At 60.5% G+C, this 15,245-nt stretch carries 14 protein-coding genes; 5 read left to right on the top strand and 9 right to left on the bottom strand.

The annotated features are described in order from the left end of the window. Positions 1–69: 69 nt before the first annotated feature. Positions 70–1,221: an MFS transporter gene (locus tag AC3IUE_RS23205; RefSeq protein ID WP_056740119.1), complete on the bottom strand. Its 1,152-nt coding sequence runs from the start codon at positions 1,219–1,221 to the stop codon at positions 70–72. Positions 1,222–1,389: 168 nt separating this feature from the next. Between AC3IUE_RS23205 and AC3IUE_RS23200 the strand changes: the two genes are divergently transcribed. Then, a complete protein-coding gene (locus tag AC3IUE_RS23200) occupies positions 1,390–2,382 on the top strand; it encodes a diaminopimelate epimerase (RefSeq protein ID WP_489263865.1) in 993 nt (330 codons plus the stop codon). Positions 2,383–2,536: 154 nt separating this feature from the next. On the opposite strand, the gene AC3IUE_RS23195 is transcribed toward AC3IUE_RS23200, so the two are convergent. From AC3IUE_RS23195 to AC3IUE_RS23165, 7 genes are all read right to left on the bottom strand, one after another. Then, a complete protein-coding gene (locus AC3IUE_RS23195; protein ID WP_489263864.1) occupies positions 2,537–3,796 on the bottom strand; it encodes an IS256 family transposase in 1,260 nt (419 codons plus the stop codon). A gap of 80 nt (positions 3,797–3,876) precedes the next feature. Then, entirely contained in the window at positions 3,877–5,124 is a 1,248-nt protein-coding gene (codA, locus tag AC3IUE_RS23190; RefSeq protein WP_123368400.1) for a cytosine deaminase, read from the bottom strand. A gap of 13 nt (positions 5,125–5,137) precedes the next feature. Continuing rightward, positions 5,138–6,409, bottom strand: coding sequence for a cytosine permease (gene codB / locus AC3IUE_RS23185; protein WP_489263863.1), 1,272 nt, complete (start codon positions 6,407–6,409; stop codon positions 5,138–5,140). Between the two features lie 280 nt (positions 6,410–6,689). Continuing rightward, positions 6,690–7,520 carry an alpha/beta fold hydrolase gene (locus AC3IUE_RS23180; RefSeq protein WP_489263861.1) on the bottom strand — a complete coding sequence of 277 codons (831 nt, stop codon included), beginning with the start codon at positions 7,518–7,520 and terminating at the stop codon, positions 6,690–6,692. A gap of 201 nt (positions 7,521–7,721) precedes the next feature. Next, positions 7,722–8,174, bottom strand: a complete 453-nt coding sequence (locus tag AC3IUE_RS23175; RefSeq protein ID WP_489263860.1) for a GNAT family N-acetyltransferase — start codon at positions 8,172–8,174, stop codon at positions 7,722–7,724. A 111-nt stretch (positions 8,175–8,285) separates the two neighbouring features. After that, positions 8,286–8,642: a 6-carboxytetrahydropterin synthase QueD gene (gene queD, locus AC3IUE_RS23170; protein WP_008152165.1), complete on the bottom strand. Its 357-nt coding sequence runs from the start codon at positions 8,640–8,642 to the stop codon at positions 8,286–8,288. 94 nt (positions 8,643–8,736) lie between these two features. Next, positions 8,737–9,816 (bottom strand): patatin-like phospholipase family protein, encoded by a 1,080-nt coding sequence (locus AC3IUE_RS23165; RefSeq protein ID WP_489268932.1) that lies wholly within the window; start codon positions 9,814–9,816, stop codon positions 8,737–8,739. A 246-nt stretch (positions 9,817–10,062) separates the two neighbouring features. On the opposite strand from AC3IUE_RS23165, the gene AC3IUE_RS23160 reads away from it, so the two are divergent. From AC3IUE_RS23160 to AC3IUE_RS23145, 4 genes are read left to right on the top strand one after another with little or no spacing between them, the layout of a single operon-like run. Further along, complete coding sequence (locus AC3IUE_RS23160) at positions 10,063–10,371, top strand: PepSY domain-containing protein (RefSeq protein WP_056740132.1); 309 nt, start codon at positions 10,063–10,065, stop codon at positions 10,369–10,371. Next, positions 10,371–10,694 carry a PepSY domain-containing protein gene (locus AC3IUE_RS23155; protein WP_056740134.1) on the top strand — a complete coding sequence of 108 codons (324 nt, stop codon included), beginning with the start codon at positions 10,371–10,373 and terminating at the stop codon, positions 10,692–10,694. Before AC3IUE_RS23160 ends, AC3IUE_RS23155 begins: the two co-directional genes overlap by 1 nt. Before the next feature lie 3 nt (positions 10,695–10,697). Continuing rightward, entirely contained in the window at positions 10,698–11,366 is a 669-nt protein-coding gene (locus AC3IUE_RS23150) for a response regulator transcription factor (RefSeq protein WP_056740136.1), read from the top strand. Then, the gene (locus AC3IUE_RS23145; protein WP_489263859.1) at positions 11,363–12,676 is read left to right on the top strand and encodes a sensor histidine kinase; all 1,314 of its coding nucleotides are present in this window, start codon (positions 11,363–11,365) and stop codon (positions 12,674–12,676) included. The genes AC3IUE_RS23150 and AC3IUE_RS23145 overlap by 4 nt, the downstream gene beginning before the upstream one ends. 125 nt (positions 12,677–12,801) lie before the next feature. Here the strand turns inward: AC3IUE_RS23145 and AC3IUE_RS23140 are convergent, their stop codons facing one another. Beyond that, positions 12,802–14,949 carry a methyl-accepting chemotaxis protein gene (locus AC3IUE_RS23140; RefSeq protein WP_489263858.1) on the bottom strand — a complete coding sequence of 716 codons (2,148 nt, stop codon included), beginning with the start codon at positions 14,947–14,949 and terminating at the stop codon, positions 12,802–12,804. Positions 14,950–15,245: the final 296 nt, after the last annotated feature.

Below are 15,245 nucleotides of genomic sequence, written 5' to 3'. Positions count from 1 at the left end.
ACAGACAGTGTGTGCACCGAAGATCCCTGTGGGAGTGAGCCTGCTCCGGGCGGCGATCCGACGATGCTTCTAAACCTTCAACACCTTCCCGCCAATGGCCACCGCCACCAGCAACACCGCCATCAACCCGAAGGCAAAACTCAAACTGCTGCCATGGGCGATAAACCCGATCAACGCAGGCCCCGCAAGAATGCCCGCATAACCCAGCGTGGTAATGGCCGGCACGGCGACGCTTTCGGGCATCACCGTCTGTTTACCCACTGCGGTGTACAGCACCGGCACAATGTTAGAACACCCCGCCCCCAACAATGCATAACCCACCAGCGCCGCTTCCCAACTCGGGGCGAAGGTCGCCACAAACAGGCCCGCCGCGGCCGTCAACCCACCGAACACAATCACCCGGGTAGCGCCGAGACGACGCACGATCGAATCACCGGTCAAACGGCCGACGGTCATGGTCAACGCAAACGCCGCGTAACCCAGTCCCGCATAAGCGGTGTCGATCCCGCGCTCCTGCGCCAGGAACACCGCGCTCCAGTCGAGCGCCGCGCCTTCGGCGAGGAACACGATGAAACACATCCCGCCGATGAACAGCACGATGCCATGGGGAACAGCAAACGCCGGCCCCGAACTTTCGCTGCCGTAAGGCAATAGGTGCGGCGCGGCCTTGGCCAGGGCGATCAGCAGCATCACGATCACCACCAGCGTTGCCCCCAGCGGTGAAACCCCGAAGCCGAGCAGGGCACTGACGCCCGCCGCACCGACAATCCCGCCGAGGCTGAACAGCCCATGGAAACCCGACATCATGGTCTTGCCGCTGGCCCGTTCGACGATCACCGCTTGCAGGTTCACCGTCGAATCCACCGTGCCAAGGCCCGCGCCGAACATGAACAGCGCAGCAATCAACGCCGGAATCGACGTCACCGTCGCCAACAGCGGCAGGGCCGCACAGATCAGCAACACCCCGGCGCTCACCACCCGGCGACAGCCGAAACGCGTGGCCAGAAGCCCCGCCATCGGCATCGCCAGAATCGACCCCACCCCCAGGCACAACAGCAGCAAACCGAGCGTCCCTTCATCCAGCCCGGCCCGAGCCTTGGCGTAGGGCACCAGCGGCGCCCATGCTGCAATGCCGAAACCGGCAATGAAAAAAGCGATGCGCGTGGACATCTGTTCCAGGCGTCCGGGAACAAATGCGGTTTGGGTGTTGAGGTTGGTCATATCAATCCTTGGCAAAAAACGTCGCGTACAAGGGACAGTGACTCACCGGTGAGGGTTCGATCAGCGTCCGCCCAGGTTCGCGGTGAGGCAGGGTGACATCCTTGCACAGCCTGACGGTGTTTCGCGATATGTTGAGCCCAACCAATGATTTCCTTAAGGGAGGGCGCCATGGCGCGGAGGTACGATGCACGAGGCAATATCTACATGGTTGTGGCGCCTGAGGACTTGCGCAGCAATGGTATCGACATACCCGATCAGGCCAGCGACGCCGCGCAAACCCGCAAGGTCTGGGCGATGGCGGCCATCGAGGCTTGCTGTGGCTGGGCCCCCGGCACTCAACCACCGGGCAGCAAGGCCCATCGTAGCGATGGTTTGCTGGTGGGACCGTTCCAGTCGTCGCATCCTTTTGATTTGTTGATCGTGAACACCGACGGCACCCTGGCCGAGCGTAGCGGCAACGGCCTGACGATTTTTTCCCAGGCGCTCAGCGACCTTGGGCTCTGGCCGAGGGACGAGGCGTGTCTGCTCAGGGTTCATCATGACAAGGCCGATATGCCTTCACCGGGAGAAACATCGGTGAAACTGGCACAGGTCGAAGGTGTGCACGGTTTTTGGCTGGACTTGGGCAAGCCTGCCTTCGGGCCGGGTGCCGTCAGTGCCGAAGGGGTTGAAGGCGTGGCATTCAATGGTCACGAACTCAGCCATGTGCAGCCGTTGTCGGCGCTCGATCCCGCCTGGTCTCGAAGCCAGTTCGTGCGCATCGGTAATCCACATTGTGTGACGCTTTTAGAAAGCGCCGATGCCTTGCCGGGCAATGAGCAGATGCGTGAACCGCGGTTGTCCGAAGGGCTGACGCGTATCGCTTACGCCATGCCGACCGGGGCGGGGGAGCCGTGTGCTGCTGGCGTGAATCTGCAATGGGCGATGCTTGAGTCTGAAGGGCGAGTCGTCGCGCGGGTATTCGAGCGTGGAGAAGGGCCGACGGCGTCGTCGGGTACCAGCGCCAGTGCGGTGGCTTGCGCGGCGTGGCGGGTGGGTTGGGTCAGCGCCGGGGAGGTCAAAGTGGTTATGCCCGGCGGTACGGCGCCGATTCTTCTGGAGGAAGAGCTGGGTGAGTTGAGTCGGGTCAGGTTATTCGGGACGGCGCGGTTGATGGGGTGATTGTTAGATCGCCATCGCGAGCAGGCTCACTCCCACAGGGGATTTGTGAACGACACAGATCCAATGTGGGAGCGGGCTTGCTCGCGAAGGCGTGAGAGTGTCAGATTTTTTGTGTGCGGGCCGGTAATGGCCTGCCGTCAGGCAGGCCTTCATTTCACCAGGTCGGCCTGATGAATCGATCTCCGTACAAGACCGCAAACTGATTCATGGCGTTCTTCCAGTCATGGGCGGGGCTGCCCCAATTGGCGGTGATATTTTGCAATGCCAGCCAGATCAACTTCGTCGCTGCATCGTCGGTTGGAAAGTGCCCCCTTGTCTTGATGATCTTGCGCAACTGAGCATTGATGCTCTCGATAGCATTAGTGGTGTAGATCACTTTTCGTATGGCTGGCGGGAAGACAAAAAACGGGATGACTCGATCCCAGGCACGTCTCCAGGCCGCAGCCACCGTTGGATATTGCTTACCCCAAGGTCCAGACTCGAAGGCCTCTAGAGCCTGCTCGGCAACTTCAGCGTTGAGTGCTTGATAGATCGGTTTCAGGGCCTTGGCCAGTTCGCGGCGCTTGTCCCAAGCCGCGTAATCAAGGCTGTTACGGATCAAGTGGACGATACAGGTTTGCAACGTCGTCTGAGGAAACACCGCACTTAAGGCTTCTGGCATGCCTTTAAGTCCGTCAGTTACCGCGATCAAAACGTCTTCGACGCCTCGGGTCTTGAGGTCATTGAAGACCTTCATCCAGAACTTGGCACCCTCAGTGGTCTCAATCCAGATCCCCAAAATATCTCGTGTGCCGTCCGGCAACACGCCCAGGGCCAAGTAGATTGCCTTGTTGCGAACCACCCCTTCGTCACGGATTTTGACCCGCAGAGCATCGAAGAAAATGACTGGGTACATGGGTTCAAGTGGTCGTTGCTGCCAGGTACTGACTTCTTCCAGAACAGCATCGGTGACGGAGCTGATGAAGTCATGGGAGACGTCTGTTCCGTATTGCTCCGAGAGAAATGCACGAATCTCGCGAACACTCATGCCGCGGGCATACATAGCAATGATCTTGTCGTCGAAGCCTGTAAACCGGCGCTCGTGTTTGGGGATCAGGATCGGAGCAAAGCTGCCATCGCGGTCTCTGGGAATATCCAGGCGCAACGGGCCGTCATCGGTCAGCACGGTCTTGCCGCTTCGGCCGTTACGTTGGTTACTCGACTCCTCGGGGCGTTCCGCGCCCTGAGGATAACCAAGGTGGTGCCCCAACTCGGCACCAAGGGCTCGCTCGATGAGCGCCTTCTTGAACGCCATCGAGGCATCCTGAATGGCTTCGGCACTCATCGGGCCGTTTACGAACTGATCAATCAGCTCTTTTGGAATGGCTGGAAGGTCTCGCGCGGCCCCACTGGCCGGTTTTTTCTTGGTCGGCATACATGCACCTCTGCAACATGTTATGCCCGAACACAAAATTTATGACACTCCCGAAGGCGTCAGCCCAGTCAACGCAAATCTCAGCTCTGATCGCCGAAGAACTCCACCACCGGCATCTGCCGCTTCATCAACACCTTGCCATCGCGCACCGAATACAGCGGCAAGCCCTGGCTGCGGATCACCTCGTAATCACTGTCCGCCGACAGAATCAGCAAATTCGCCGGCCGCCCGCGTTCCAGTCCATAACGATCACCCAGGTTCATGGCCTTGGCGCTGTTGTCGGTAACCAGGTCCAGCGCGCTTTGAAGATTGCGGTAACCGAGCATGTGGCAGATGTGCAGGCCGGCTTCGAGCACTCGCAAGATATTGCCGTTGCCCAGCGGGTACCACGGGTCGACGATCGAATCCTGACCGAAACACACGTTCATCCCGGCTTCGAGCAGCTCATTCACTCGAGTCACGCCACGGCGTTTCGGGAAGTTGTCGAAGCGCCCTTGCAGGTGAATGCTTTCGGTGGGGCAGGAGACAAAACTGATCCCCGAATGCCCGAGCAGGCGGAACAGTTTGGCGCAGTAAGCGTTGTCATAAGAGCCCATGGCCGTGGTGTGGCTGGCGGTCACTCGCGAACCCATGTCGCGGCTGCGGGCTTCTTCGGCCAGCACCTCCAGAAAGCGTGAGTGCGGGTCGTCGGTTTCATCGCAATGCACGTCCACCAGGCAACCGGTGCGCTCGGCCAGGTCCATCAGGAACTTCACCGAGCTCACGCCTTGATCGCGGGTGTACTCGAAATGCGGAATGCCGCCGACCACATCGGCGCCCATGCGGATCGCTTCTTCCATCAGCTCGCGACCGTTGCGGTACGACTCGATGCCTTCCTGCGGGAACGCAACGATCTGCATGTCAATCAGGTGACGGCTTTCCTCGCGCACTTCGAGCATCGCCTTGAGCGCGGTGAGCTGCGGGTCGGTGACGTCGACGTGGGTGCGCACGTGCTGGATGCCGTGGGCGGCGAGGGTCTGGATGGTTTTCTTGGCGCGGGTCTTGGTGTCCTCTTCGGTGATGGTCACCTTGCGCTCGCCCCAGCATTCGATGCCTTCGAACAAGGTGCCGCTCATGTTCCAGCGCGGCTCGCCGGCGGTGAGCGTGGCGTCGAGGTGGATGTGCGGCTCGACGAAGGGTGGCACCACCAGGTTGCCGCCAGCGTCCAGATCATCGGGGCCCAGGGTTGGGGCTTCGGTCTGTCGGGCGATGTTGCTGATCAGGCCGTTTTCCAGGTGCAATTCATGCAGGCCATCTTGGTTGCGCAGGCGGGCGTTGATGATGTGCATCAGGCGAATCCTTTTATAGATCTTGTAATGGTGCGTTGGCAGTACGGGCACCCAGCACGCCGGTCAGTAACACATACGTTAGCGCGGCAGCGGCAATCCCTACCAGCGGCGCGACCCACGGTGAACTGAAAGCAGCGACAGTGCCGACTGCGTAGGCGGCCAAACCGGCCCAGTTGAACGCTGGCAACCGGGCATCGGCCAGACGTGGGTATTGACCACGATAACGGTAGAAGAAGTCCGCCATGATCACGCCGCCAATCGGCGGAATCACGGTACCCAACAAAATCAGGTAGGGCACCAGCATGTCGTACATGCCCAGCAGTGCCAGCAACGTGCCGATCACCGCGCCCGCCAGGGTCACGGTCTTGCGACGGCCGGTGCGCAGCAGGTTGCAACCGGCAACGGCGAAGTTGTAGATGGTGTTGTCCTGGGTGCTCCAGATATTGAGCAGCAGCATCGCCATCGCCGCCATGGCGAAGCCTTGCAACAGCAACACTTCGACCACGTCCGGTTGCTGGTAGACGATGGCACCGTAGGCACCGATCAACACCATCAGGCCGTTGCCGATGAAGAAACCGATCAGGCTCGCCAGCACCGCGACGCGTGCTGAACGGGAGAAGCGCGTCCAGTTGGTCGCCTGGGTTGCGCCGCTGACAAAGGTGCCAAATACCAAGGTAATCGCGGTCGACCAATCCAGTGTTCCCGTCGGGACTACCGCGAGCAAACCGTCGAGGCCGCCGACCTTCACCGTGGCCACCCACATCGACAGCATCAGCAGCAACATCATCGCCGGTACGGCGATGTACGACAGAATCTCCAGGCCGCGATAGCCGACATACGCGGTCGCGCAAAACAGCAGGCCGAACAGCACCATCAGCCCGAGAACGGTACCCTCGCTCAATTCGAAATACTTGCCCAGCACCACGGCGGCAGTGGCCGTGCCCCAGGCGTACCAGCCGATCTGGGTAAAACCGAGGATCAGGTCGCTGAGCTTGCTGCCCACCTCACCGAAGCAAAAGCGTCCCATCAACACCGAATTCAGACCGCTCTTGAAGGCGATGTAACCCAGGCCTGCGGCGTAGATCCCCAGCAGCAGATTGCCGACGATAATCACCGCCATCATCTCGCCGAAGCTGAACGCCACACCGAGCTTGCCGCCGGCAAACATGGTCGCGGTAAAAAAGGTGAAACCCAGCAGCACCATGGCCGTTGAGGCCAGGCCTTTGCGGGCATGCATCGGGACTTCACTGAGGGGGTAGTCGTTGCCGGGATCGTTCTGCGTCATGGGGCGTTCCTTGCTGAATGAGTGACGCGGGAGCGTGTTGCAGTGGTCGTGCCAAGCGTGGGTTGGCTTAGTTATTTATAGCCGAGCGGGGGAATTTGGCTTGAGGAAGGGCGCGAAAGAGGTGCACCTGAAGGAACACAGAACCCATGTGGGAGCGAGCCGGCTCCGGGCGGCGTTCCGACTATAGCGGTGGGTCAGTCGACATCAATGTCGGATGTGACTCAGTCATCGTCGGAACGCCGCCCGGAGCCGGCTCGCTCCCACAGTGGATTCGGTTTCTTCAGGGGGATTTGTGTTGCGGCAGAAACCGCAGCAACGCCGCGACGATCGCTTCCGGCGCATCTTCCTGAACCAGATGCCCGGCATTCGGAATCGCCTGAAACCGTGACCCCGGAATCATCTGATGCAACGCCTGCCCGCGTTCAATGGGAATCCACTGATCATCTTCCCCCCACAGAATCTGCACCGGACAACGAACCGTCGGGTACAGCCCTTCGGCCTCTCGGGTATAACGCTCATCCATCTGCGCGATCTGCCGATAGAACGCCGCTTGCCCCGGATCGCCGAGCCACGGCTGCACGTAAGGCGCGAGTTCGTCGTCCGGGATTTCGCGCTTGATCGCCCCGCGTATATAGGTCGGCACAATCGCCCGTTGAATGTAATCGGGCAGGCCACTGAATGCCGCCTCATGCTGACGCACATGCTGCACAAACGGCGAACCCCAGGGCGTCAGCGCCACGGGATCAATCAGCGTCAGGCTGCGGTAATCCTTGCCGTTCAGCAGGTGAGCACGCAGAGCGGTGGCGCCGCCGAAGTCGTGAGCAACCACGTCTGGCCGTTCCAGGCCCCAGTGATCCAGCAAGTGAGCCAACAGGTCGTTCTGCACACCCAGCGACACATCGCCGTCGATTTTCTCCGAAAGCCCATAACCCAACAGATCAAAGTAATGCACCCGATGGGTGGTGATGAAGTGCGGCGCAATCCGGTGCCACACGTAAGAAGAGAAGGGCGTGCCATGCACGAACACCAGTGGTGGACCGTCACCCCGTACGGCGTAGCGAACGGAATGCCCGTTGAAGCGATAGGTCTGCGGCAGCGGCCAGTCAGTCATTGGGGGTGTCCTCTTGGCGTGGGGGAGCCAAAAAGCATAGGCATAAAAAAACAGCCATTGAAGGCTGTTTTTACATTTACTGACGAAACGCAGTTCACTGTGGGAGCGAGCCTGCTCGCGAAGGCGTCTGCACATTAAACATCAATGTGACTGCAAAGCCGCCATCGCGAGCAGGCTCGCTCCCACAGGTTTTTAGTGCGCTCAGCCCAGCGATTTGCTCATGTGCACACGGCGCAGGCCGTTCTCTTCGACCCGATGGGTTTCGACATACCCTCGGCGGGTGTACAGCGCAATGTTTTCGCTCATGGCTTCGTTGGTGTACAGCCGGATCGTTGGGTAACCCGCGTCGAGTGCGTGGCGTTCGGCGAAGTCCAGCAACTGACGGCCATGACCTTGCCCCTTGTCCGCCGGGCTGACCGCGATGTTGTCCAGCAGCAAGTACTCTTCCGTGTCGATCAACACCACAAAGCCGCTGAGTGTCTGCTCGTGGGCGAGTACATGGACGCGCCTGGCCAGCACTTGACTGGCGTAGTCATCCAGCATCGGTGCGGGTTTGCGGCCGATGCGCTCGATGTAAGGCGAGTAAGCCGCCTCGACGATGGCTTCGATCTGCGCGATATCCTCAAGCGTAGCGGGACGAATAAGCAGCGACATCAGACGGGTTCCTTTGGGCCAAGGATGAGGCCCGACTGTACCGGGGAGGACGGCGAAACGACAGGCATAAAAAAACCACCGTCGCCGGTGGTTCTTTTCAATCGGGTGTTTTTACTCACCGTGATAGATGCAACCGCTGGTGCACGTCTCGTGAATGCGGATCGCGCTGAGTTCCGGCAGCAGAGGCTTCAATTCTTTCCAGATGAATTTGGCCAGGACTTCACTGGTCGGGTTTTCCAGGCCAGGAATGTCGTTCAGGTAGTTATGGTCCAGGCGTTCATAGAGCGGCTTGAAGATCGCCTTGATTTCCGAGAAATCACGGATCCAGCCCGTGTGCGGATCGAGGTCGCCGCTCAGGTGGATCGCCACTTTGAACGAGTGACCGTGCAGGCGGCCGCACTTGTGGCCTTCCGGCACGTGGGGCAAGCGGTGGGCGGATTCGAAGGTAAATTCTTTGAAGATTTCCACAGTGATTTCAGCTCTGTCAGGTGGCGATCGCCGCGGCGATGTGGGCAGGCGGCGAGTTTAACAGTTTGCGTTTGGCGTTGCGGGAAAACACTGACTAAAGGGTCAGCAAGCGCTCCCCGAGGCGACCGCTGGCAGCCAGTTCGAGGAACTCATCGCCCATACGACGGCTTTCATCCATCGTCGTGCGCCAGTATTTCTGCCGGCTCGGGGCATCGCCCATGAAGCGTTTGAAGTCGTTGCGGTCCGGAAGTTTGCCGTAGGGCAGGCGCGCCAGGTATTCCTTCGAAGGCGCCAACAACAGGACATCCTGCAAACGCGCAGGACACGCGCGGCGCCACGGCAGGGTCTTGTCGAACCAGCCGGGAATCACCCGGTCGGTGAAATGTGGGTAGAGCACGATGTCGTTGCCGCTGTAGGGCAGGTCGAGGTGATAGTCCAGCAGACCGCCATCGCGAAACGTCCCGGCACCGGCACCCGGCAGGTCACGCACGCCTTCCATCACCATCGGGATCGAGCCTGACGCGAGCAAGGCCTGGCGCAGGTTGCCGGCATTCAGCGCAACGAAGCGCGAGGGGAAATCGTTCAATGCATTGACCGGCGGTGCCAGACGCGGATCGTGAATGATCAGCCGCTCGAAATGCCGCGACAGCCGCGCCCGGCCGCGCAGGTTGTCGGCGATCACCGATGACAGGCCCAGCCCCAGTCGGCCGCGATGATCGTCCGCCAGCAGGCCGTGGCTTTTGACCACCATGATGTTCAGTCGGTAATGAACGTTGTCCAGAATCGAGGCATCGCGGCCGTCGAGCAGGTCATCGAGCATGCGCCGAGAGCTCAGACTGATCTGCGCCATGGTCACGCCCTTGGCGAAGTTCTGCTCGGTGTAGAGGTGACCGAGGCGGCGGATACCTTCGGCGGCATCCGGCAGGCACGCGCTGGCGAAGCGCCAGGAACCCACCGACGCACCGATCAACGAACGCTCGCGCGGTGCCGCCGGCAGCCATTCGCCGAACAACGCCAGGTCCAGACCTTGAATCCCCAACGCCTTGGGACCACCGGCGGCACCCGGCAGTGTGCCGACATCGGCGGCGCTCAAACCGTTTTCACGGATGCGCGCCAAGGCACGAGGGCCGGCCTTGAGCGTCAGCGAGGGGAATTTGATGTGGATAGCGGTCATACCGGTCTCGAATGCAGGCAAGCGGGGGATTATAGACATGCACGGTCATTGTGGGAGCGAGCCTGCTCGCGAAGAGGCCGTTACAGCCAGCATTGATGTTGCCTGACCCAGCGCTTTCGCGAGCAGGCTCGCTCCCACAGGTGATGTCGTGTTGCCATCCCCAATGATGGCAATTCAGTTTCAATTAAGTTCGCCCCGTTAAGGTGCACTCCGTAGGCAACACATAAAAAAATACGGAGACACCCCATGAAAACCTTCACTGCCCTGTTCACCGCGTCCATCATCGGCATGACCGCCAGCATCGTCCACGCTCGCGACCTCGGTCCCGACGAAGCCCTGAGACTGCGCGACGCTGGTACCATTGTGTCTTTCGAGAAGCTCAACGCCACCGCTCTGGCCAAACATCCCGGCGCCAAGATCACCGAAACCGAACTGGAAGAAGAGTACGGCAAGTACGTCTATCAGGTGGAGTTGCGCGACCCTCAGGGCATTGAGTGGGACCTGGAATTGGACGCTGTCAGCGGGCAGATTCTCAAGGATCATCAGGATACGTAATGAAGGTGTTTTCTTTTTCACAGCGGTGCACGAGCGGTCGAATGGCGCTGGCGCTTCTGGCTTTTTGCTCGGTGGTCATGGCCCGCGACCTGGATCAGGACGAAGCCCTGCGCCTGCGTCAACGGGGCGTGATCCTGCCGCTGGAGCAGCTGTTGCAGCAAGCGCTGGACCGCTACCCCGGGGCCAAATTGCTGGAAGCCGAGCTTGAAGAGAAACACGACGTCTATGTTTATGAAGTCGAGTTGCTGACCGCCGACGGTGTGGTCCGCGAACTGGACCTCGACGCCAGCACCGGCCAGTTACTGAAAGACAGGGAAGATTGATCGATGCGTTTGCTTCTGGTGGAAGACCATGTGCCGCTGGCCGACGAACTGATGGCCGGCCTCAACCGACAGGGTTACGCCGTGGACTGGCTGGCCGACGGTCGCGACGCGGTGTATCAGGGCAGCAGCGAGCCTTATGACCTGATCATCCTCGACCTCGGCCTGCCGGGTTTGCCAGGGCTCGAGGTGCTGACGCAATGGCGGACCGCTGGTCTGTCCACGCCAGTGCTGATCCTCACCGCCCGTGATTCCTGGGCTGAACGGATCGAAGGCCTCAAGGCCGGCGCCGACGATTACCTGACCAAACCCTTCCACCCCGAAGAGCTGCACTTGCGCGTCCAGGCGCTATTGCGCCGTTCCCATGGCCATGCCAACCAGCCGACGCTCAAGTCTGCCGGACTGCACCTGGACGAAGGCCGACAATGCGTGACCCGCGACGGTGCTGACATCCAGCTCACCGCCGCTGAATTCCGCCTGCTGCGTTATTTCATGCTGCACCCCGAGCAGATTCTTTCCAAAAGCCACCTCGCCGAACACCTCTATGACGGTGAAACCGAGCGCGACTCCAACGTGCTCGAAGTCCACGTCAACCACCTGCGGCGCAAACTCGGGCGCAGTGTCATCGAAACCCGTCGCGGCCAGGGTTACCTGTTCGGCGGGCAAGCCCAGTGAGGTCGATCCAGCGCCGCTTGAGTCTGGGGCTGATCAGCGTGATGGTGATCGTCGGCCTGGTGCTGGCGCAGACCAGCCTGTGGCTGTTCGAAATGGGTTTGCAGCGCTACCTCGAAGCCGGGCTGCGCGACGACAGCGAAAACCTGCTGGTGGCGCTGGTGCGTGGGCCGCAGGGTTTACAGCTGGATGAGCGACACCTGTCGCCGGCCTATCAGCGACCGTTTTCCGGGCATTACTTCCGCATCGATTTTGCCGACAGCCATTGGCGCTCCCGTTCGCTATGGGATCAGGAACTGCCGCGCCTCGACCATGCCGGCCTGCACAGCAACCTGCAATTGGGGCCGGAAGGCCAGCAATTGCTGGTGCTGCGTTCGGACTATCGGCGCTTGGGCCAATCGATTTCCATCAGCGTGGCCCAGGATTACACGCCGGTGCGCGAGAGTTTCCAGCGCATGCGTCAAGTCGGTTTGGGCCTTGGGCTGGCGGGATTGCTGCTGATTCTGCTGCTGCAACGCATCACCGTGCGCCGCGCCTTGCGCCCGCTGGAAAAGGCGCGTGAGCAGATCGCCCAGTTGCAGCAGGGGCAGCGCTCGCAACTCGATGATCAGGTGCCGGTCGAGCTTGAGCCGCTGGTGGCGCAGATCAACCATTTGCTCGCTCACACCGAAGACAGCCTCAAGCGTTCGCGCAATGCGCTGGGTAACCTCGGCCACGCCTTGAAAACTCCGCTGGCGGTGTTGTTGAGCCTGGCCTCAAGCGAGAAGCTCGATGCGCAGCCGGAACTGCGCAAAGTGATTCAGGCGCAGCTGGAACAGGTCCAGCAGCGACTCAATCGCGAACTCAATCGCGCACGGTTATCCGGCGATGCGTTGCCGGGGGTGTTGTTTGATTGCGATGCTGAATTGCCTGGGTTACTGGCGACGTTGAACATGATTCATGGTGAGCATCTGGACCTCAGCTATGTGGCACCGAAGGGGTTGCAACTGCCTTGGGATCGCGAGGACTTGCTCGAACTGCTCGGTAACCTGCTGGACAACGCCTGCAAATGGGCGGACGCCGAGGTTCGGTTGAGCGTGGTCGAGACGGTAGAAGGGTTTGAGTTCAGCGTGGAAGACGATGGGCCTGGGATTCCCGAAGACCAGCGCGATCAGGTGTTCAGCCGGGGGACCAGGCTTGATGAACAGACGGATGGGCATGGGCTGGGATTGGGGATTGTGCGGGACATCGTCGATACGTGGGGCGGGGTGTTGCGGCTGGAGGAGAGCGAGTGGGGCGGGTTGAAAGTGCTAATCAAACTGCCCAAACGCTGAATAACCTGTGGGAGCGAGCTTGCTCGCGATAGCGCCAGTACATTTAACATCTATGTCGACTGTCAGACTGCTATCGCGAGCAAGCTCGCTCCCACATTGGATCTTCAGTGGGCAATAAGTCCGGGTTAAACGCGGAATTGATCCATCAAACCCTGCTGCTGATTCGCCAGGCTATTGAGCGACTGACTCACCCGCGCTGATTCATTCGCTTGCCCCGACAGCGACTCCGTCACATCCCGAATCGTCGCCACGTTGTTGTTGATCTCCTCGGCCACCGCACTTTGCTCTTCAGCGGCACTGGCGATCTGCAAGTTCATGTCGCTGATCACCGTCACCGCTTCACCAATCTGCCGCAGCGCCGTCACCGCCTGACCCACCTGTTCGACACTGCCCTGAGCCTGACGATGGCTGTTGTTCATCGAACCAACCACGTCCTGAGTGCCACTCTGCAATTGCTCGATCACCAGACGGGTTTCTTCGACAGACTCCTGGGTCCGGCGTGCCAGGTTGCGCACTTCATCGGCCACCACGGCAAAACCGCGTCCGGCTTCACCGGCACGAGCGGCCTCGATGGCGGCGTTAAGCGCCAGCAGGTTGGTCTGCTCAGCGATGGCCCGGATCACTTCCAGCACCGAACCGATCTTCTCGCTGTTGGCCGCCAGGCCTTCGACTTGAACCATTGCCGCGCTCATGTCGGCCGCGAGGTTGTCGATGCTGGCGGTGGTGCGGTCGATCACGGTCAAACCGCGACGGGTGGCCTGATCCGCATCCCGCGCCGCCTGTGCCGCTTGCGCTGCGCTGCGGGCAACGTCCTGGGCGGTGGCGCTCATTTCGTGGGAAGCGGTAGCGACCTGATCCACCTGACGGTATTGCTGCTCCATGCCGGCGCTGGTCTGGGTGGCGATGGCGGATGACTGATCCGCCGTGCTGCGCGCGTCCTGCACCGAGCGTTTGACCTCGGCGATGATCGGTTGCAGCTTGTCGAGGAAGCGGTTGAACCAGCCGGCCAATTGGCCGAGTTCGTCCTTTTTGTCATAGGCCAGGCGGCGGGTCAGATCGCCTTCGCCGCTGGCAATGTCTTCGAGCATGTGCGCCACACCGAGGATCGGCCGGGTCACGCTGCGGGCCATCAGCCACACCAGCAACAGGCCAATCAACGCGGCCAGCACACCCAGGCCGAGTTCGACCAGGGTGCCGGCGGTGTTGCTTTCATCGAGTTGTTTTTTCAGTGCTTCGGCGGGGCCGACCAGGACTTTCTCCGGCACATCGAGCAACACGCCCCAGGACTTGCCACCGGGAATCGGCTGGAACGGCGACAGCACTTTGAGCTGTTGATTGTTGTGCAGGCTTGCGGTCTTGCTGCTGGTGGCGAGCATGCGGATCAGCTCGGCACCGTTGGTCTTGTCCACGGTGTCCAGGCGCTGGCTGAGCTTGCTGGCGTCCGGGCTGTAACCGGCCAGCAAACCGACCGGGCTGATGATGCTGACGTTGGTCTGGCCATCATAGAGCTTCTTGCTCGCACCCTGGCTGACGGCTTGCAGGCTGTTGAGGTTGATGTCCACCGACAGCGAAGCGATGACCTTGCCGTTGACCATCAGCGGGAAAACGATGCTGGTCATCAGCACGTTCTGGCCGTCGATCACATAGAAGTAGGGTTCGATCACGCAGGGCTTGAGGGTCGTGCGCGGGCAGGTGAACCAGGCGTTGGCCGGTTCACCGCTGGGGCCGGTGCTGGTGTCGGCCATGTCGCTTTCCGGTAGCGCCATCGACGTCACCTTGCCCGGAGTCGGTTGCGACCAGTACAGGGCAAAACGACCCTTGTCGTTGCTGCCCAACTCGGCCTGGCCGGCGAACAGATCGTCCTTGCCGTCCAGCGCATTGGCTTCGAACACCAGCGAGAGGCCGAGCAATTCCGGATTGGCTTGCAGGGCCGACTTGACCTGGCGTGTCAGGTCTTCACGCAAGTCAAAGGCATCGAGAAAGCGTTTCTCGGCCTGGTCGCGCAGGAACAGCACCTGACGCGAAAAGCCGTGGCCATATTGATAGGCGTCCATGAACTGCTGGCGTATCCCCAGCGCCTGGTTTTCACCCTGGGATTCGATCCGGGCCTGGGCCGCTTCGGTGAGCATCTCCATGCTGGATGCTTTCACCATCTCGGAGCTGTGCTCCATGCGATACAGCGAAAGACCCACCAGCAGGGTCACGATGCCGGCCAGGCACAGCCCGGCCAGCAGGGTGATTTTCCATTGAATGGAAAGTTGTCTGAGCGACATGGAGACGTCCTTTATTCGATAAATATCTGAGACTTTGCACTGTAACGGCCGCTAATCTGCTTTCTTTATGCCGCTCGACGAATATCGAGGCACACAAACCTGTAGCCGCTGGCGCAGCCCTTGTGGGAGCGAGCCTGCTCGCGATGACGGAGTGTCAGTCGACATTTGTGTTGCCTGATCCACCGCTATCGCGAGCAGGCTCGCTCCCACAGGGGCATCACCAGCGGCAGCAAGGGATCGTGATCGCTTTGACAAGGCGTGGATGCTGCGGCACAGTGCGCGCCCTCTAATAAAAC

The sequence above is a fragment of the Pseudomonas sp. GL_093 genome, from assembly GCF_057837605.1.
This window is presented reverse-complemented; position numbering and strand designations above follow the sequence as displayed.

Excerpts from the sequence above, each read along its gene's own strand:
- AC3IUE_RS23205 (WP_056740119.1), bottom strand. The coding sequence starts at position 1,221 with ATGACCAACCTCAACACCCAAACCGCATTTGTTCCCGGACGCCTGGAA.
- AC3IUE_RS23200 (WP_489263865.1), top strand. The coding sequence starts at position 1,390 with ATGGCGCGGAGGTACGATGCACGAGGCAATATCTACATGGTTGTGGCG.
- AC3IUE_RS23195 (WP_489263864.1), bottom strand. The coding sequence starts at position 3,796 with ATGCCGACCAAGAAAAAACCGGCCAGTGGGGCCGCGCGAGACCTTCCA.
- codA (WP_123368400.1), bottom strand. The coding sequence starts at position 5,124 with ATGCACATCATCAACGCCCGCCTGCGCAACCAAGATGGCCTGCATGAA.
- codB (WP_489263863.1), bottom strand. The coding sequence starts at position 6,409 with ATGACGCAGAACGATCCCGGCAACGACTACCCCCTCAGTGAAGTCCCG.
- AC3IUE_RS23180 (WP_489263861.1), bottom strand. The coding sequence starts at position 7,520 with ATGACTGACTGGCCGCTGCCGCAGACCTATCGCTTCAACGGGCATTCC.
- AC3IUE_RS23175 (WP_489263860.1), bottom strand. The coding sequence starts at position 8,174 with ATGTCGCTGCTTATTCGTCCCGCTACGCTTGAGGATATCGCGCAGATC.
- AC3IUE_RS23165 (WP_489268932.1), bottom strand. The coding sequence starts at position 9,816 with ATGACCGCTATCCACATCAAATTCCCCTCGCTGACGCTCAAGGCCGGC.
- AC3IUE_RS23160 (WP_056740132.1), top strand. The coding sequence starts at position 10,063 with ATGAAAACCTTCACTGCCCTGTTCACCGCGTCCATCATCGGCATGACC.
- AC3IUE_RS23155 (WP_056740134.1), top strand. The coding sequence starts at position 10,371 with ATGAAGGTGTTTTCTTTTTCACAGCGGTGCACGAGCGGTCGAATGGCG.
- AC3IUE_RS23150 (WP_056740136.1), top strand. The coding sequence starts at position 10,698 with ATGCGTTTGCTTCTGGTGGAAGACCATGTGCCGCTGGCCGACGAACTG.
- AC3IUE_RS23140 (WP_489263858.1), bottom strand. The coding sequence starts at position 14,949 with ATGTCGCTCAGACAACTTTCCATTCAATGGAAAATCACCCTGCTGGCC.